Here is a 17757-nt window from a genome sequence, read left to right as displayed (position 1 = left end):
CTAGGCCGTCCCTGCGCCTGTCACCGTGCCTGCGCCCCTCATCCTCTCTATCTCGCCGTCCTCCTGCGTCCTCCCGCTGTCCCCGTCCTGCGCGGTCGCCAGCGGGGCGGCCCCCTCGCCTCTGCGGGCCAGCAGGTCGGCGGCCGCCGACATCAGGAGATCGACGCCCTCCCCCGTGGCGGCGGAGATCACGAAGAGACGGCAGCCTCTCGCTTCCAGAACCGCCGAAACCTGGACCGCCCGCTCCCGGGCTCCGGGGAGATCGACCTTGTTCAGCGCGTACAGCATCGGGCGCTCCCCCAGCGCCGGATCGTAGAGGCGGAGTTCCCGGTTGATGATCTCGATATCGCCCACCGGATCGCGCTCGGGCGCGGCAAGATCGACGAGGTGAATCAACACTTTGGTCCGGGCGATGTGGCGGAGAAAGGTGTGGCCCAGTCCCAGCCCCTGATGCGCGCCGGCGATCAGTCCCGGGATGTCGGCCAGCACGAAACTCCGGCCGTCGGGAACGGCCACGACGCCGAGGCACGGCTCCGTCGTCGTGAAGGGGTAGTCGGCGATCTTCGGGCGCGCCGCGGAGACCCGGGCCAGCAGCGTCGACTTGCCCGTGTTGGGGAACCCGACCAGTCCCACATCGGCGATGAGCTTCAGTTCCAGCTCGACGTCCCGCTCCTCCCCGGGCTCTCCCGGTTCGGCCCGACGCGGCGCGCGGCGCGTGGACGTGGCGAACCGGGCGTTCCCCCGTCCCCCGCGGCCTCCCCGCGCCACGACGACCCGCTGCCCGTGCCGGACGAGATCGGCCAGGACCTCCCGGGTCCGGGCGTCACGGACCACGGTGCCCGCGGGGACCGGAACGATCAGCGAGCTTCCCCGGCGTCCGTGACGGTTGCCCCCCTCTCCGTGGGCCCCGCGTTCGGCGCGGTAGTGTCGCCGGTACTGGAAGTCGAGCAGCGTGGACAGCCCCTCGTCGGCCACCAGCACCACATCGCCGCCCTGGCCGCCGTCGCCCCCGTCCGGCCCGCCCTTGGGGAGGGACTTCTCCCGCCGGAAGCTCACCGCGCCGCGCCCGCCGTCGCCGCCTTTCACGTGGATCACCGCACGATCGATGAACATCACCGTGGACCCCGGGTCGGCAGACAAAAGGCCCGACCCGCCGGAGCGGGACCGGGCCTGGAAGGAGACTCCTTCACGCCGACGCGTCCCCGCAGGCACGTCCGGTTCCGCAGGCGCGTTGGCGCGAGGCCGACGCCACGCGCCGCGGCGGATCTCCTGCCTTACGCCGGCACCGGGTAGACGCTGACCTGGCGGCCGTCGCGACCGCGGCGTTCGAAGGCCACCGTGCCGGCCACGAGGGCAAACAGGGTGTGATCGCGGCCGATGCCCACGTTGAGTCCGGGGCGCACCTTCGTGCCGCGCTGCCGGACCAGCACGCTGCCGGGCTGCACCCGCTCGCCGGCGAAGGCCTTGATCCCGAGCCGCTTGCTCCTGCTGTCCCGCCCGTTGCGGGACGACCCCATGCCCTTCTTGTGCGCCATCGCTACCGACCCTCCGACCGCAGATGATGATCCCGACGCAGACGGTGATCCCGGCTCAGACGGTGATCTCGTCGATCCGCAGACGGGTATAGCCCTGGCGGTGTCCCTGCCGCCGGCGATAGTGGGCCTTGGCCTTGTACTTCAGGACCAGGATCTTCTTGCTTCGACCGTGCTCGAGCACGGTGGCCCGGACCACGGCGCCGGGCACCACCGGAGCGCCCACCTTCACGGTGGGGCCGTCGGCGACGAGCAGGACGCGATCCAGCGTCACCTGCGTCCCCGGCGCGGCGTCGAGACGCTCCACCTGCACCAGCGCGCCCTTCTCGACGCGGTACTGCTTCCCCCCACTCTCGATAACGGCGTACACGAGATCCTCTCCCGACGGTGCCCAGGCCCGGACCACGCGGCGGCACCAGCCCGGTCTCGCCGCGTCTTCGGACCCGACGAATTCTATCACATCAACTTCCGCCGAGCAATCGGCGCAGCCGCACCAGCAGGCCGTCCCGCCGACCGGCACCGACCAGGGCCACCTCCTGCTCCTCGTCCGGCTCGGCGAACCGGACGGCATCGGCCGGTTCGTGGGCGATCCAGAAGATCTGCTCCTGCCCGCTGCGGGCCGCCTCCTCCAGCCCCTCCACCGACCCCGCCTCGACCAGCCGTACCCGCTCCACATGCATCCCCTCACGGCTGCGCAGACGCAGGCGCTTGCCGGTCTGGTCCTCCAGCGGCCGGACCCACCCCTCGCCGCCGGCCGTCAGAAGCCGGTAGACATCGGGATGCACTTCGACCAGCAGGGCGCCGCCCTTGGCGCTGCGCAGGAACCGGCGCAGGTCCCGGCGGATGCGCAGGGCCATCGTCTCGGCAGTGAACACCCGTCCCCGGCCTTCGCAATAGGGACAGGGCTCCCGCATCACCTCTTCCAGATCCTGGTAGACGCGCTTGCGCGTGATCTCCACCAGCCCCAGCGCAGTCAGGTCGATGACGTGCACCTTGGAGCGGTCGCGCCGCACGGCCTCCTGGAGGGCGGCCATCACCTTCTTGCGGTGCGCCTCGCTCTCCATGTCGATGAAGTCCACGAGGATGATGCCGCCGATGTCGCGCAACCGGATCTGGCGCACAATTTCGTCCACCGCCTCCAGGTTGGTGCGCAGGATCGTGCTGGCCAGGTCGGTCTTGCCCACGTACTTCCCGGTGTTGACATCGATAATGGTCAGCGCCTCGGTGCGGTCCACGACGATGTAGCCGCCGGAGCGCAGCCAGACCTTTCGGTGCAGCGCCTTCTCCAGCTCGCGCTCCACGCCGGTGTGCTCGAACACCGGGGTCTCTCCCTGGTAGAGATGGACGCGGGGCTTCAGCTCGGGGGCAAAGGAACTCAGCAGGTCCTGCACGCGCTGAAACTCGTCCTTGGCATCGATGAGGAACCGGTCGACCTCGGCCGTGAACAGGTCACGCACCACCCGGCGAATCAGGTGCAGGTCCTGGTACACCAGGGCCGGCGCCCGGCTGTTCTTGGAGCGCTCTTCGACGCGGTTCCACAGTTGCAACAGGTACTTGAGGTCGTCGGCCAGGGCCTGCTCCTTGGCTCCCGCCGCCGCGGTGCGCACGATGACCCCGATGCCCTTGGGCCGCAGCCGGTCGGCGAGCTGGCGCAGCCGCTTGCGCTCCTGCTCGTCCTCGATCCGCCGGCTCACCCCCACGTAGTTCACGGTGGGCATGAGCACGAGATGGTAGGCGGGGAGCGCGATGTAGGTGGTGACCCGCGCGCCCTTGGTCCCCATCGGCTCCTTGGTCACCTGGACCAGGATCTCCTGACCGACACGCAGCCGCTGGGCGATCGCCCCTTTGCCGAAGGACTCTTCCACCTCCTCGCCGGCCAGCCGCTGGGAGCGAATGTCTCCGACGTGGAGAAAGGCGTTGCGCTCCAGCCCGATGTCCACGAAGGCCGCCTCCATCCCCGGCAGCACGTTGGCCACCCGGCCCTTGTAGATGTTTCCCGCCAGCGGCTCGCCGCGCTCGATATACAGGTTGACCAGCTGCCCCTCCTCCCGCACGGCGACACGGGTCTCGAGGGGATCGATGTTGGCGATGATCTCTTTGGTCATGGCCACTCCCGAACGCACCACCCTCACCGACAGGATCAGAACAAGATCTTCTTCCGGCGCATGCCAACGTTCAACAGCAACCCTGTGGCGGCCAGCATCGCGATCAACGCGCTGCCGCCGTGGCTGACGAAGGGCAACGGGATCCCCGTGATGGGCGCCAGGCCCACCGTCATCCCCACGTTGATGAACAGGTGGAAGGCGATCATGGCCAGCACGCCGACGGCCATGAGCATCCCCAGCCGGTCCTTGGCGACCCGGGCCACGGCGGCGGCCCGCCACACCCAGAAACCGAACAGCGCCAGCAGGGTCAGGGCCCCGAGGAAGCCCAGCTCCTCCCCGATCACGGTGAAGATGAAGTCCGTGTGCTGCTCCGGGATGAAGCGGAGCAGGTTCTGGGTGCCCTGCAGGAAGCCCTTCCCCAGCAGCTGGCCCGACCCTACGGCGATCTTGGACTGGATCAGGGCATAGCCCGCGCCCAAGGGGTCGCTCCCCGGATCGAGGAACACGATGAGCCGCCGCCGCTGGTAGTCGTGGAGCATACGCCACAGGACCGGTGCGGCCAGCGCCCCGGCCGCGGCCAGCCCGCCCAACAGGCGCACGGGTGTCCCGGCGGCGAACAGCATCGCCAGCAGGATGGCCAGCAGCACCAGCGCCGTCCCCATGTCCGGCTGCTGCACGATCAGGACGATGGGCACCGCGGCATGCAGCAGCACCGGAAAGACCTGACGCAGCGAAGTCGGCTCCCCGTGGCCGTCCAGGTGCTTGGCCAGGGTGATGATGAGAAGGACCTTGGCCACCTCGGAGGGCTGGAAGCTCAGCGGGCCCAGCGGGAGCCAGCGCTGGGCGCCCTGCGCCGTGCGACCGACGATGTCCACCGCGGCGAGGAGGATGACGGTCCCCAGCCACAGCGGCCGCCACCAGCGCGCCAGGACCTGGTAGTCCACGGCGGCGACGAGCACAAGGATGACGCCGCCCAGGACGACGTGCACGGCCCTGGCCTTGACGAAGGCCCACGGGTCGGGGAAGGTTCTGGTCGCGGAGAAGAGGATGACCGCGCCGCCCAGGATCAGGGCCAGCGTCGAGGCCACGAGGGCCCAGTCCACATAGCGCAGCACCCGCGGCTTCACCGGCCGTCCTCCGGTCCCACCGCCGGGGCCTCGGGGAAGGCGGCCTCCATCACGCGGCGGACGATGGGCGTGGCGGTCATCCCCCCGCGAAAGCCGTGCTCGACGAACGCCACCACGACGAGGCGGGGGGCGTCCGCCGGCGCGTATCCGGCGAACCAGGCATGGGGTTTCCCCCGGGGGTTCTCCGCGCTGCCGGTCTTCCCCGCCACGGCGACCTGCGCCAGGTTCGTCGCCCGTCCCGTGCCCCGCTCCACCGCCGCCCGCAGCCCCGCCCGCAGGACGGCGAGAGCCCGGGCGTCGTAGAGTCCGCGGCGCTGGACCACCGGCTGGGACCGGACGGTCCGACCGCCGGCCTGAGCCTGGAGCAGGACGTGGGGTTGCAGGAGCGTCCCGCCGTTGGCCACCGAGGCGATCATGCGCGCCACCTGCAGGGGCGTCACCGTGACCGCGCCCTGACCGATGGACATATTCACGGCATCTCCCGGATACCACGGCTCCCCGACGAGGTGTTGCTTGGTCGCGGGGCTGGGGATCGTGCCCGAGACCTCCCCGGTAAGGTCGATGCCGGTCACCGCGCCGAGCCCCATCTTATGCGCGTACGCGGCGAGGGTCTCGCCCCCCAGCCGGTACCCCAGGGTGTAGAACACCACGTTGATCGAGTTCTGGATCCCCTGGAGAAAGGTCACCGTCCCCCAGGCCCGCAGGTCGCGGAAGACCCAGCGGCCCAGACGGTAATATCCGGGCGCGTAGAATGTGGTGGTCGGGCCGACGAGCCCCTCTTCCAGGGCGGCCACGGCGGTGACGATCTTGAAGACCGAGCCGGGCTCGAACGCCGCCCCCAGGGCCCGATTCAGCAGCGGCCGCAGGGGATTTCCGGTGAGCGCCTGCCAGCGCTCCGATGTGATCCCGATGGCGAACTCGTTGGGATCGTAGGCCGGCTGGCTCTCCAGGGCCAGGATCTCCCCGGAGCGGGGGTCCATCGCCACCACTGCGCCCGAGGGCTGCGGCCCGTCCCGCAGCCCCTGGAAGGCGGCCTTCTGCAGGGTGAGATCCAACGTCAGCACGATGGGCCGCCCGGGGACGGCCGGGATGCGCTGGAGGACGCGCAGCGGACGGCCGAGGGCGTCCACCTCCATGCGCAGCCGTCCGTCCACCCCGCGCAGCACCGATTCATACACCCGCTCCACGCCGGCTTTGCCGACGAGGTCTCCGGGGCGGTAGCCGCGGTCGCGACGCTCTCGCAGCTCCTCTTCATTGATCTCTCCGAGGTAGCCGAAGACGTGCGCGGCCATCGGCCCGTAGAGGTAGTGCCGCACCGGCTCCACCAGGATGACCACGCCGGGCAGCTCCATCCGGTGTTCCTCGATCCGGGCCACGACCGCGGCCCCGACATCCCGCCGGATCCGCACCGGCTCGAAGGGGCGCTCGCGGTGGGCGTCGATCCGCCGTCGAATCTCCTCCGCCGGCATGCCCACCAGCTGGGCCAGCCGCGGGAGGACGCGGGCAGCGTCCTTGAGTTCGAGGGGCAGGATGGCCACGGTGAAGGCCGGACGGTTGCTGACCAGCGGCCGACCGTGCCGGTCGTATATCACCCCCCGGGGCGCGGTCAGGATGTAGTCGCGGATGCGGTTCTCTTCCGACTGCCGCAGGTAGTGCGCGCCGTGCCAGACCTGGAGCTGCCACAGGCGCGCCACCAGCAGCCCGAACAGGGCGACGATGATCGTGTTGAGGACGCGAAGCCGCCGAAAGGGCGGCACATAGTCGGTACGCATCGGAATTCGGATGCACCCCGCCGGGGAGCCGCCGCCCGGCCATGGCCCGTCGGTCGTCCGGAGTTACCGCGGCTCCTCCAGCCGGACCTCGATCCTCCTGACGACTCGGAACAGGAAGGGAGCCACGGCACTGTTCAGTGCCGCCTGCACCCCGGCGCGGCCCAGGACGCCCGACAGGGGTTCACGGCCGAAGCCGGTCACCTGACCGACGACGGCCAGCAGGACCTCGCCCAGCAGCGTCCCGGCGAAGGTGGCGACGGCGGGCAGCAGCGGGTTCTCGATGTAGATGCTCCGCTCGAACAGCCCCGAGGCGAATCCCACCACGAGTTTGGCGAAGCCGTTGACGCCGAGCGGCCCCCCGCTCAGCAGGTCCTGCAGGAGGCCTCCGGCCGTTCCGACCACCGCGCCGGACGACGCGCCCCGCAGAATGCCGACCGCCACCGCGATCGGCAGCAACGGATCAAGGATCGCCCCCGAAATCTCCAGACGAGACAGCCAGGCAACGTGCACCAGGGCTGATGCGACCAGCAACCCACCGTAGGCCAGCAGTCTCACTCTTGCGGCAGGAGGAGCAGCAGTTCCTCCAGCCGATCCAGCCGCGCCGCCGGTTCCACCTCGGCTTCCTGCAGCAACGCTCCCTCCTCTCTCTCCACCGTGGCGATTCGCCCCACCACCAGGCCCGGGGGGAACACCCCGCCCAGCCCCGAGGTCACGAGCAGGTCCCCGGCCCGAACCTGCGCTGCCGTCGACAGATACTTCAGGTGCAGGCGCTCCGTGTTGCGCCCTTCCACCACCGCCGCGTCGCGGGTGCGCTGGACGAACACCCCCACGGCGCTGCGTGAGTCGGCGATGAGCAGGACACGCGAGGCGAAGGGCGTGACCTCGATGACGCGTCCAACCACCCCGGTGGGGGTCACCGCCGGCGTGCCGGGCCGGATCCCGTCCCGGCTCCCCCGATCGACGACGAGGGTGCTGAACCAGCGGGCGGCGTCGCGCCCCACGACCCGGGCGGCCACGCTCCGATAGCCGACCCGGGCGCGAAAGGCGAGGAGGCGCTCCAGCCGTTCCGCCTCGGCGGAGGCCTCGCGCAACCGGGCCACCTCGCGGCGGAGGGCCTCCACTTCCGCGCGCAACCGTAGGTTCTCCCGGCGCAGGCGGCCGATCTCCGTGAACCGCCCCCACAGGCCCGCCGCACCGTCGGCCAGGCGGACCATCCCGGACTGCACCGGCCACAGCAGCGTGAGGACCGCCCGGCCCACCGCCCCTGCGTCGCGCCGATCCGCGGTGCGGCTCTGGCTGCTCAGCAGGACAAGCATGAGCAGCAGCAGGACCAGGAAGATGGCGCCCCGCCGCCGGGCCAGGAGCAGTTCGGTCACACCACCTACAGCCTCCGGGAGGTGATGAGAATCCGCTTCAGCATCTCGATCTCTTCCAGCGCCCGACCGGTGCCGATGGCCACCGCGGACAGGGGATCGTCGGTGATGGTGACGGGCATGCCGGTCTCCTCCGCCAGCAGCCGGTCGATGCCGCGCAGCAGCGAGCCGCCCCCGGCCATGATGATCCCGCGGTCCACGATGTCGGCGGCCAGCTCCGGCGGCGTCCGCTCCAGCGTCTGCTTCACCGCTTCGACGATCTGCGCCACGGGCTCGGCCAGGGCCTCGCGCGCCTCCGAACTCGTCATGCGCACCGTCCGGGGCAATCCGCTCACCAGGTCGCGCCCGCGGACGTCGATCGTCTGTTCGTCCTTCATGGGATACGCCGACCCGATCTGGATCTTGATCTCCTCGGCGGTGCGCTCGCCGATCAGCAGGTTGTAGGCGCGGCGGCAGTACTGGATGATGGCCTCGTCCATCTCGTCGCCGCCCACCCGGATGGACTTGCTGGTCACGATGCCCCCGAGGGCAATCACGGCCACCTCGGTAGTCCCGCCCCCGATGTCCACGACCATGCTCCCGACCGGTTCGCTCACCGGCAGGCCGGCCCCGATCGCGGCGGCCATCGGCTCCTCGATCAGGTACGCTTCGCGCGCCCCGGCCTGCTCTGTGGCGTCGATCACCGCGCGGCGTTCCACGCCCGTGACGCCCGAGGGGATGCCGACGATGACGCGGGGACGGAGAAAGGTTCGCCCCTTGAGCCCCTTGCGGATGAAGTACTGCAGCATCGCCGCCGTGGTGTCGAAATCGGCGATCACGCCGTCGCGCAGCGGGCGGGTGGCGATGATCTCACCGGGCGTCCGCCCGATCATCCGCTTGGCTTCGTCGCCAACGGCCAGGATCTGTCCGTCGTCGGCGCGTTTGGCCACGACGGACGGCTCCCGAAGAACGATCCCCTCCCGTCGGACGTAGATCAGGGTGTTCGCCGTCCCGAGATCCACCCCCATGTCCCGACTCAGCCGACCGAACAAACCGTCGAGCACCATGCCTGCCTCCCGTCCATCGTCACTCCCATCATACCCGAAGACACGCACTCAAGGCGCAGACGCCGTCGGACCTCGGCGCGGCCGGCGGTCCGCCGTCACCCGGCCCGCCGTCACCGGAGCCCGCCGCCCCCATCCGCAGCCTGGCCCGCTAGAATCCCTGCCGTTGTTCGCGAAGGCTGGTAAACGTCCTCTCCCCGATGATCAGGTGGTCCAGAACCTCGATCCCCACCAGACGGCCCGCGGCGCGCAACTGCTCGGTGATGACCAGGTCGTCGCCGCTCGGCTCAGGGTGGCCGGACGGGTGGTTGTGGACCAGGATGACCGCCGCGGCGCTGCGACGGATGGCCTCCTTGAACACTTCCCGGGGATGGACCGGTGCGGAGGCCAGACCGCCCACGGACACGTCGACGATGTCCAGGATCTCGTGTCGCGTGTTGAGCAGGATCACCCGGAAGTGCTCGCGATCCAGCCGGCGCATGGACGAGCACACCGCCGCGGCGTCGGCGGCGGACCGGATCACGCGACGCAGGGGCGCGGGTTCCAGCAGCCGCCGGCCGAGTTCGAGGGCGGCCGCGACCTGAAGGGCGCGGACCTCGCCCATCCCGGGGATGGTGACCAGCTCGGCCAGCGGCGCACGCATCACCTCGGCCAGCGATCCGAAGTGCCGCAGCAGCCGCATCCCGACCTCGAGGGCGGAGGTGGTGCGGGTGCCCGTCCCGATGACGACGGCGAGCAACTCGGCGGTGGAGAGCGCCCCCGCCCCCTGGCTCCGCAGCCGTTCGCGGGGACGCAGTTCGGCGGGCAGGCGCTTCAGGCTCACGGGGGACCCAGTATAGGCACGCCCCCCGAGGCCGGCAACAGGTCGGGCTGGCCGATCCGGGTCAGCACTGCGGAGAATGGCCCAGGAGGGCTCCGGGGGGCTACCGCAGGAGGCGGAAGATCCAGGCCGCGACCACGACGCCGATCGGGACGGCCAGGTTCAGACGGAAGGTGAACCCCAGCGTGACCGTGAGGAACTTGAGGTCCACGACGAAGGGCGGGTCGATCCCCACGTGCACGTCGCGGGACAGGAAGGCCAGGACCGGGTAGCCGACGAGCGCCTCCCCGATGACGATGCCGAGGACCGCGCCCAGGCTGACCACAATCGCCAGCACCCACCACGGGTTGCGGGCCCGCCTGCCTGACCGCATCGCATCCCCCCCCGCAACGGCCACCAGAGGGGTTCAGTCCGTGGGGAGGGATTCCTGCCGTGCCGGCTTGGGGGCGAAGGCGCGGGCGATCCAGATGCTTGCTTCGTACAGCAGATAGGTGGGCACCGCCATCAACGCCTGGGACACCACGTCGCCGCCCGGGGTCAGCACCGCGGAGAGGGCGACGATCCCCAGGAGTGCGTACCGGCGTCCGGCGGCCAGCGTGGCCGGGGTGACGATCCCCAGCCGGGCCAGGAGCAGCACCACCACCGGCAGCTGGAAGACGAGTCCGAAAGCGAGGATGAAGGCGGTGGCAAAGGAGGTGTACGCGCCGATGGAGATCATCGGCACCAGGGCCTCGGTCTGATAGCTCAACAGAAAGCGGACGCCCACCGGCAGGATGGTGAAGAACGCGAAGGTCGCCCCGGCGACGAAGAGGACCAGGCTGACGGGCAGAAGCCCCAGCGCGTACCGCCGCTCGGTCGGGGTGAGGCCCACGGCCACAAACCGCCACAGCTGGTAGAGCACCACGGGAAGGCTGAGCAGCGCTCCGGCCAGGGCGGCCACCTTGATGCGCACGATGAAGGCTTCGGTCGGAGCGAGAAAGACCACACGGCCGACGGGGCGGATGAGGACGTTCAGAATCTGCTCGACGAAGACGAACGAGGCGACGGTCGCCACAGCGAACGCGGCGACGGCGATGAGCAGCCGATGGCGCAGCTCCTCCAGGTGCTCGATGATGGTCATGGGACGGTCTTCCATCTCTCCTCTCATCGCCTCCGCCGTCCCTTCATCTCACGAACAATGAAAAGGGTCGGACGGCGGAGTCGTCCCGCCGTCCAACCCTCGATCAGCGGCTGCGGCCTACGCCCGCTTCTCCAGATTCGTCTTGTCGGGTGCCTTCTCGATCTCGTTCTCTGCCTCGCGGATCGCGCCGCGAAACTCGCGAATGGCGCGCCCCAGCGCCCCGCCGATCCCAGCGAGCCGCTGCGGCCCGAACAGCAGGAGGGCGATAATCAGGATCACCATCAATTCCGGCCAGCCGATGTTCGGCATGGAACACCTCCGTTCCGATTATAGCACCGTCGGCGGTACTCCTCTGTCCCAGGCCTGACACCGTCTCGGAACCCGGGGACTGCGGCCGAAGGAGATCGGCCGCGGCATCAGCGGCGGGCCTGCCGCAGCCGGGACCAGACGGCGAGGGCCAGCCCGGCAAGCACTCCCGCCGCCGCGGCAGCCCACCCGGCGCGGCCGGTGAGCAGGCGCCCCAGTTGCTCCGAGACATCGGCGGCCTCCCGCGCCCCGGCCGCCGGCCGGCGCACGGCCTGCATCAACGCTGCCAGGTCGTCGGCGATCGCCGCGCGCAGCGCCCGCACCTCCTCCGGGTCGGCCCGGCGCGCCGTCATCGCCGTCCCTCCACCGATGCCCGGATGGCCTCCCAGTCCGCCCTCATCTCCCGCCCGAGCGCGAACCGGGGCCGGCGCAGCCGGGCACGGGCCAGAGCGACGAGGGCGGCGGCCGCGGCGATCACGGCGCCCAGAACCGCCGCCGCCGCGGCCCAGGCCGGCAGAAACAGTGCCAGGACCAGGATGAGGACGGTGACGAGGATCGGCACCGCCAGCAGGATGAGGAGGAGGGCGACGGCACCGAAGATGATCCCCATCGCCATCCCCCGCGCCGCGTCAGATGCCTCCCGCCACGCCTCTTCCAGCCGCAGGCGCCCCAGCGCCGCGATGTTGCGCATCAGACGGCCGAGCCGCGCGCCGGTGCCGTCCTCTCCGTCGGGATGTTGCATCCCATCCGCCTCCCCGCGACGCCTGGACCAGCAGGCTCTACCCTGGTGAACTCTTCGCCTCCGGAGCCGCCAGCGCCTCGCGCAGCGCCTGCTCGACCGGGCGCAGGGTGAGGCCGAAGGTGCGCACGGCGGGTGCGTTGTCGCAGACGTTGTCGATGAACAGCGCGGCGGCCTCCTCCCGCGTGATCGGCGGATCGGGCAGCAGGGAGAAAAGCGCGACGACGGCGCGCGCCAGAGGACCAGGCAGGTGCACCAGCACCCGGCGGAGGCCCAGCACCTGCGCCACCGTCCGGATCAGGGCGTCGTAGGTCAGGGCCTCCGGGCCCCCGATCTCGTAGGTCCCGCCCAGCACATCGTCCCGCTCCAGCGCCTGCCGCAGGGCCGGAAGGACGTCGTCGAGGGCGACCGGCATGGACCGGTACCGGCCGGAGCCCAGCACCGGGACGATCGGCAGCAGGGCGGCCAGTCGCCCGAACACCCTCCGGCCTCCCATCAGGAGCACCAGCGGATACCATGGCCCGAAGCGCACGACATCCGCCAGCTGCGTCGCCGCTCCGCCGCCCCTCCCTACCAGGATCGACGGACGGAAGATGACGAAGGGCAGCCCGCCGGTGCGGACCTCCTGTTCGCCCGCCCACTTGGAGCGCAGATAGCGGGGGCCGTCCGGCGCCGCCCCCAGCGCGCTGAGGTGCACGAATCGGCTGCAGCCGGCGGCGGATGCGGCGGCGACGGCGTTCGCCACGCCGATCCGGTTGATCGCCTCGAAGGTCTGCGCGCCGCGCTCCCGGATCACCGCCACCAGGTGCACGACGGCCGCGCAGTCCTCGAACGCCGCGACGAGCGAAGTCCGGTCCTGCACGTCGCCCGTCGTCACCTGGCAGCCGAGGGCCCGCAGCGCCGCGGCACGACCCGGGGCGCGCACGACGCCCCGCACCGGCAGCCCCTCCGCCCGGAGCATCCGGACGAGGTGCGATCCGACGAAGCCCGTGGCACCGGTGACCGCGATCGGTCCTTGCATCGGGGTCAGCGGGCGCGCACCACGACGAATTCGGTGAGGGCGCGCAGGCTGTCCAGAGCCCGACTGGGGGGCAGGACGCTCAGCGCCGCGGCCGCCCGGCGGGAGTATGCGGCGGCCGCCTCCAGCGCGTAGGACACCGCCCCGTAGCGCCCGAGCAACTGCTGGACCTCCGCGACGTGTCCGTCCGCCGCCGTCCCCTCGCGGAGGAGGGCGAGCAGGCGGACACGGTCCTCGGGCGCGGCGCGGCGCAGCGTGTGGATCAGGGGCAGGGTCACCTTCCCGCCCCGAATATCGCTGTGGATCGGTTTGCCCAGCGCTTCCGTGCGGCCGGTCAGATCGAGGGCGTCGTCGGTAATCTGAAAGGCCATCCCCCACTCCAGCCCGAACCGTCCCAGCGCCTCCGCGGCCGGGCCGTTCCCCGCGACCAGCGCCCCCGAGCGACAGGCGGCAGAGAAGAGGTGTGCCGTCTTCCCGCCGATGATCCGCAGGTAGATCTCCTCGTCGTCGTGGGGTTCCGCGCCGTACTTGATCTGCATGATCTCCGCCTGGCTCATCTCCACCGAGGCGCGGGCCAGGGACAGGGCCACCTCGGGATGGCGCACGCGGCTGAGGAGGTCGAAGGCCCGGGCGAAGAGGTAGTCGCCCAGCAGCACCGCGATCTGGTTGCTCCAGCGAACGTTGACGGTGGCCACGCCGCGCCGGAGGTCCGCCTCGTCGATGATATCGTCGTGAATGAGCGAGGCGACGTGGATCAGTTCCACGGCTGCGGCGATCCACAGGCGCGCCTCTCCGGCGCCGCCGCTGGCCTGGGCGGCCAGACAGACCAGCGCCGGACGGATCATCTTCCCCGGCGTGTCCAGGACGTGGCGGACCAGCTCGCCGATGAAGGGATCGGGCGCCACCAGTTCCTGCGCCAGCAGCCCCTGCAGCCGCTTCAGGTCGTCCCGGATGGGCGCGTAGATCGCCGCCAGGTCCACGGAGGCTCCCCGGTCGCCCGCCTACTTCGCGGTGACCGTCGTCTTCATCCCGGCCTCGCTGTGGCCGGGGATGTCGCAGACGATCGTGTAGGTACCCGGCCGCAGCGTGACCTGGAAGGTCTTGGTCTGTCCGGGCATGATGCCGTCCAGGCGCTGGCCGGTCTCCTGGATCACAAAGTTGTGCTCCACGGCGCCGTCGTTCTTCACGGTGAAGGTGACCGTTCCTGAGGGCACTTCCTTGGGCATCTCGATCGCCCACTCGTGTTCGGTGACGCTGACCGCTCCGCCGGCACCCCCTCCTCCGGTCGGCGGCGCCCCTCCCCCGCTCGGTCCCCCCCCGCCGCCGGGTCCGCAGGCGGAGAGCGTCAGGACGGCGAGCACCAGCACGGCCAGCCAGAAGCGATGAGCCATCTCTCCCTCCTTCTGCCGGATCGGATGTCCTCGGATGCGTCTAGGTCTCGGCAATGAGTCCGAAGGATGCCACGAAGGTCAACAGGAGGAACCAGAAGAGGTAATACAGGACGTAGAGCAGGATCACCTTGAGCGGGCGCCGCCTCATCAGCCTTCTCCCTCCGTGGCGGACGCGGCGGCGGGCGCCTGAGGCGGACGCGCGGCGGCGGCTTTCGGAAGCGCCCGCAGCCGCTCGACGAAGGCGCGGATCTCGGCCAGGAATGCCTGCCCGTCGTGCAGCCCGTGGGCCAGCATGGCCAGCCGGGCCGGGTCGATGCGCCGGCGCACCAGGCGACGCTGCAGCTGATCGACCCGGTCGCGCATCAGGTAGTTGCCCTCTCGGTTGAGACAGTCTCCATAGGGGCACCCGGTGACGAAGACACCGTCGGCGCCGCGGCCCAGGGCGTCCTCCAGCCAGGCCGGACGCACGAACCCCGAGCAGGGAATGCGGATGATCCGCACGTTGGGCAGCTCCCGCAGGCGACCGGCTTCCACCAGCGGAGCCAGATCCACGCTCCAGTCGCAGACGAATCCGACGATCTTCGGCCACTCGCCAGCCGCCGCCGTCCTCTCAGGCACGGACCGCCTCCGCCACCAGGCGCTTGACGTCGCGCTCCAGAAACCCCGGGAGCTCGAGCGCCTCGAAGGGACACGCCCCCACGCAGATCCCGCACTCCACACAGCGGGACTCCAGCACGACGGCCAGCAGGGTGCGGTTGGCCGCGGCCCGGGACAGGCCGGGCGCCGGCGAGGACACCATGATGATGGCGTTGTAGGGGCAGTCGTAGTAGCACAGTTCACAGCCGGTGCAGTTGCCGTCGATGACCTGGGCCACGCCGGCATGGCGGACGTTCATCGCCTCCGGGTGCTCGCGCCGCCCGACGTAGGGGATGGCCAGGCCGAGCACCACAAGCAGCGCCAGCGCCGCCACCATGCCCCCGGGGGGGATCCAGTTCAGCAGCCAGAACGGCAGCAGGAAGAAGAGGTCCAGCGGAAATCCCGTCGGGCGTGCGCCGGGGGCGGCGGGCTCGCCGCCCCGCGCCGGGATGATGCCGGCCAGCAGGAAGATCAGTCCGACGCTGAACAGGACCCAGGTGGCCGGCGGCCAGATCTTCGGATGGCGCAGGCGCAGGTAATGCCACCAGAGCAGGACGTACAGCGTGGACGCCGGCGCGATGTGCAGGAACAGAATCCGGACGAGCGTCCCGTCGCTGACCCCGGCGCCGCCCAGAAAGATCCGGGCCAGAGGGTCCCCCACCCCGGGGATCGAGCGCAGCAGGCCCAGGAACAGTCCGGTCAGCACCTGGGCCCGCTCGTCCCAGATCAGTTGATAGCCGGTGACGCCGACGAAGCCCCCGAAGACCAGCAGGAACATCCCGGAGATCCAGGGGTTGTCGCGGCTGAACAGGTACCGGTCGGTGAACCAGTTGCGGAAGAGGTGCAGCAGGACGGCGACGATGAAGGCGTCGGCGGCGTAGCGGTGGACCCCGCGGATGATCCCGCCGTAGGGCACCCCCTCGGTGATGTACCGGACCGAGTCGAAGGCGCCGCCCAGGCTGGCCTCATAATAGAAGAAGAGGAAGAGTCCTGAGAGGACCAGGATCAGCAGGAAGAGGTTGGCCAGCCCTCCGGTGTAGTACAGCGGGTTGTAGTCGGTGGGCCAGATCCGGTGGATCGCCGTATCCAGCCGCAGCGTGGCGCGGAGCAGCCAGGTCATGAGCCGGCCGTAGCGGCCGCGCACGGCGGTCCTGGGAGCGGGGCCGGGCTGCAGGGCGATCGTCATCGCTCCGCCTTCCGGGGGCCGAGGATGCCCATCTTCCGCAGCAGGAGGAGGAGGACCGAGTAGGCCAGCAGCAGGACGCCGATCATCGCCCCCCCGAAGAACCAGCGGTCGGTGGCCTCGCCGTAGACGATGCCCGCGGCGGCGAGCAGCGCCACCAGGGACGCCAGGATCACGCCGGGGAGGAGACGGTTAGCCAACGCGGCCCTCCCTTCGCCTGAGGATCCGCTCGTAGAGGCCGATCGTCCGCACCACCTTCCCTGCGGCGCGATCGGCCCTGTACACCCAGAACCCCAGGTAGAGGAACATCAGCACGAACACCAGGGCGTACAGCAGGGTCGCCGCCGCGGCCTCCGGCGTGGGCTGCGCCCAGGCCCGGCGCAACGCCGCCCACCCCCGGCTCAACGCCCCCAGGGCGAGGACAAAGGCGGCGACGATCGAGAGGAGCCGCATCGTCAGTGCCCCGCCGCCCCGCCCGCGGCCGGCGCCGGCGGGGGCGCCGCCGTCCGCTGGCGACGCCGATAGCGCAGCTCCCACAGGAAGGCCAGCACCAGGATGACGGCGGTCAGGTTCATGATGATGAAGGGCTCGCGCTCGATCACCGCGATGTTGAACAGAATGAGCGTCGTGAAGGCCAGGAAGTAGAGCAGGGCCATCACCCCGACGACAAAGAAGAAGGGACGCTCCAGGGGCCGCCGGCCCTTGCTGCGGTCCAGGAACGGCACCAGCATCCCGTAGCCGATGAGCAGACCCGGCCCGAGCCCGGCCCACAGCGGCGGCGTGTACTTCACGTACTGGTAGAGGGCCAGGAAGTACCAGTCGGAGAGGATCGGCAGCGGCGTGCGCGTCGGGTCCGCGCGCCGGCCGGACTCGGCGGGGAGGATGTAGCTGATCACCACCAGCATGGCCAGGAAGAGCACGATGGGCAGCAGGGACATGTTGATGCGCTTGCGCCGCGTGCGCTGGAAGAACACCTCGATCAGGATGAGCAGGACCAGCGAGATCCCGAAGTGGATGGCATAGAATCGGGTGATCGTGGCCTGGCCGATGGCCGGCCCGCCCAGGAAGATGTAGGCGATCATGGAGCCGAAGCCCATCCGGCCGATCACCGGGAGCTCGTCGAAGTACACCGGGACGGTGAGCACCGTCTTCGCCGCCCAGAAGGCCCGCTGGTTCCAGATCAGCAGGTAGCCGGTGATCCCCGAGATCATGGCCAGGATCAGGCCCAGGAAGCCCAGCATCCAGGACAGCTCGCCCGGCTTCTTATACTCGCCCAGGAAGTACATCCGGTAGATACGCAGGATGATGGTCAGAATGACCCCGTCCGCCGCGTACTTGTGCAGGCCGCGGATGAGCCAGCCCAGCGGGACCTCGCGCTGGATCCGCTCGATCGAGGTGTACGCCCCGGCGGTGGTCGGTTCGTACCAGATCATCAACACGACGCCCGTGACCACCGTGATCAGCCAGAAGTAGTACAGCAGCGGACCCAGCAGGTACATGGGGTTGTCCTGCCGGGCCACCAGCGTCTCGTCGAAGAGGTTGAGGTGCTCGCGGCGTTCGCGGACCCAGTCCCGCAGGCGTTCCCACATACC

The 17757-nt window shown here is 70.3% G+C and carries 23 protein-coding genes; all 23 read right to left on the bottom strand.

What is annotated here, in order from left to right; genetic code table 11:
- Positions 1-1113 (bottom strand): GTPase ObgE, encoded by a 1113-nt coding sequence (obgE, locus tag QN141_06590; GenBank protein ID MDR7558138.1) that lies wholly within the window; start codon positions 1111-1113, stop codon positions 1-3.
- 161 nt (positions 1114-1274) lie between these two features.
- Positions 1275-1535, bottom strand: a complete 261-nt coding sequence (gene rpmA, locus QN141_06585; protein ID MDR7558137.1) for a 50S ribosomal protein L27 — start codon at positions 1533-1535, stop codon at positions 1275-1277.
- Positions 1536-1590: 55 nt separating this feature from the next.
- On the bottom strand, positions 1591-1902 hold the full coding sequence (gene rplU / locus QN141_06580; protein ID MDR7558136.1) for a 50S ribosomal protein L21: 312 nt from the start codon (positions 1900-1902) through the stop codon (positions 1591-1593).
- Positions 1903-1993: 91 nt separating this feature from the next.
- Positions 1994-3664: an Rne/Rng family ribonuclease gene (locus QN141_06575; protein MDR7558135.1), complete on the bottom strand. Its 1671-nt coding sequence runs from the start codon at positions 3662-3664 to the stop codon at positions 1994-1996.
- 8 nt (positions 3665-3672) lie between these two features.
- On the bottom strand, positions 3673-4764 hold the full coding sequence (gene rodA, locus QN141_06570; protein MDR7558134.1) for a rod shape-determining protein RodA: 1092 nt from the start codon (positions 4762-4764) through the stop codon (positions 3673-3675).
- Entirely contained in the window at positions 4761-6536 is a 1776-nt protein-coding gene (gene mrdA, locus QN141_06565) for a penicillin-binding protein 2 (GenBank protein ID MDR7558133.1), read from the bottom strand. Before mrdA ends, rodA begins: the two co-directional genes overlap by 4 nt.
- 63 nt (positions 6537-6599) lie before the next feature.
- Positions 6600-7091, bottom strand: coding sequence for a rod shape-determining protein MreD (gene mreD / locus QN141_06560; GenBank protein ID MDR7558132.1), 492 nt, complete (start codon positions 7089-7091; stop codon positions 6600-6602).
- Complete coding sequence (gene mreC, locus QN141_06555) at positions 7088-7912, bottom strand: rod shape-determining protein MreC (protein MDR7558131.1); 825 nt, start codon at positions 7910-7912, stop codon at positions 7088-7090. Before mreC ends, mreD begins: the two co-directional genes overlap by 4 nt.
- Before the next feature lie 5 nt (positions 7913-7917).
- Positions 7918-8955: a rod shape-determining protein gene (locus tag QN141_06550; GenBank protein ID MDR7558130.1), complete on the bottom strand. Its 1038-nt coding sequence runs from the start codon at positions 8953-8955 to the stop codon at positions 7918-7920.
- A 148-nt stretch (positions 8956-9103) separates the two neighbouring features.
- A complete protein-coding gene (gene radC / locus QN141_06545) occupies positions 9104-9775 on the bottom strand; it encodes a DNA repair protein RadC (GenBank protein ID MDR7558129.1) in 672 nt (223 codons plus the stop codon).
- Between the two features lie 100 nt (positions 9776-9875).
- Complete coding sequence (locus QN141_06540; protein ID MDR7558128.1) at positions 9876-10145, bottom strand: DUF4321 domain-containing protein; 270 nt, start codon at positions 10143-10145, stop codon at positions 9876-9878.
- A gap of 33 nt (positions 10146-10178) precedes the next feature.
- A complete protein-coding gene (gene tatC / locus QN141_06535; protein ID MDR7558127.1) occupies positions 10179-10907 on the bottom strand; it encodes a twin-arginine translocase subunit TatC in 729 nt (242 codons plus the stop codon).
- A 102-nt stretch (positions 10908-11009) separates the two neighbouring features.
- Positions 11010-11201 carry a twin-arginine translocase TatA/TatE family subunit gene (locus QN141_06530; GenBank protein ID MDR7558126.1) on the bottom strand — a complete coding sequence of 64 codons (192 nt, stop codon included), beginning with the start codon at positions 11199-11201 and terminating at the stop codon, positions 11010-11012.
- Between the two features lie 107 nt (positions 11202-11308).
- On the bottom strand, positions 11309-11551 hold the full coding sequence (locus QN141_06525; GenBank protein ID MDR7558125.1) for a hypothetical protein: 243 nt from the start codon (positions 11549-11551) through the stop codon (positions 11309-11311).
- A complete protein-coding gene (locus QN141_06520) occupies positions 11548-11940 on the bottom strand; it encodes a phage holin family protein (protein MDR7558124.1) in 393 nt (130 codons plus the stop codon). The genes QN141_06525 and QN141_06520 overlap by 4 nt, the downstream gene beginning before the upstream one ends.
- Positions 11941-11977: 37 nt before the next feature.
- Positions 11978-12958 (bottom strand): NAD(P)H-binding protein, encoded by a 981-nt coding sequence (locus QN141_06515; GenBank protein ID MDR7558123.1) that lies wholly within the window; start codon positions 12956-12958, stop codon positions 11978-11980.
- 5 nt (positions 12959-12963) lie between these two features.
- Positions 12964-13935 (bottom strand): polyprenyl synthetase family protein, encoded by a 972-nt coding sequence (locus QN141_06510; protein MDR7558122.1) that lies wholly within the window; start codon positions 13933-13935, stop codon positions 12964-12966.
- 21 nt (positions 13936-13956) lie between these two features.
- On the bottom strand, positions 13957-14346 hold the full coding sequence (locus QN141_06505; GenBank protein MDR7558121.1) for a cupredoxin domain-containing protein: 390 nt from the start codon (positions 14344-14346) through the stop codon (positions 13957-13959).
- Between the two features lie 147 nt (positions 14347-14493).
- Positions 14494-14964: a hydrogenase iron-sulfur subunit gene (locus QN141_06500; GenBank protein ID MDR7558120.1), complete on the bottom strand. Its 471-nt coding sequence runs from the start codon at positions 14962-14964 to the stop codon at positions 14494-14496.
- Positions 14957-16168 carry a cytochrome b N-terminal domain-containing protein gene (locus QN141_06495; protein ID MDR7558119.1) on the bottom strand — a complete coding sequence of 404 codons (1212 nt, stop codon included), beginning with the start codon at positions 16166-16168 and terminating at the stop codon, positions 14957-14959. The genes QN141_06500 and QN141_06495 overlap by 8 nt, the downstream gene beginning before the upstream one ends.
- A complete protein-coding gene (locus QN141_06490; protein MDR7558118.1) occupies positions 16165-16365 on the bottom strand; it encodes a hypothetical protein in 201 nt (66 codons plus the stop codon). Before QN141_06490 ends, QN141_06495 begins: the two co-directional genes overlap by 4 nt.
- Entirely contained in the window at positions 16358-16618 is a 261-nt protein-coding gene (locus QN141_06485) for a hypothetical protein (GenBank protein MDR7558117.1), read from the bottom strand. The genes QN141_06490 and QN141_06485 overlap by 8 nt, the downstream gene beginning before the upstream one ends.
- A 2-nt stretch (positions 16619-16620) precedes the next feature.
- Complete coding sequence (locus tag QN141_06480; GenBank protein ID MDR7558116.1) at positions 16621-17754, bottom strand: cytochrome b N-terminal domain-containing protein; 1134 nt, start codon at positions 17752-17754, stop codon at positions 16621-16623.
- Positions 17755-17757: the final 3 nt, after the last annotated feature.

This window comes from Armatimonadota bacterium (assembly GCA_031459765.1).
Lineage (GTDB): Bacteria > Sysuimicrobiota > Sysuimicrobiia > Sysuimicrobiales > Kaftiobacteriaceae > Kaftiobacterium > Kaftiobacterium secundum.
The sequence above is the reverse complement of the archived record's forward strand: the minus strand, read 5'-3'. Positions and strand labels throughout refer to the sequence as shown.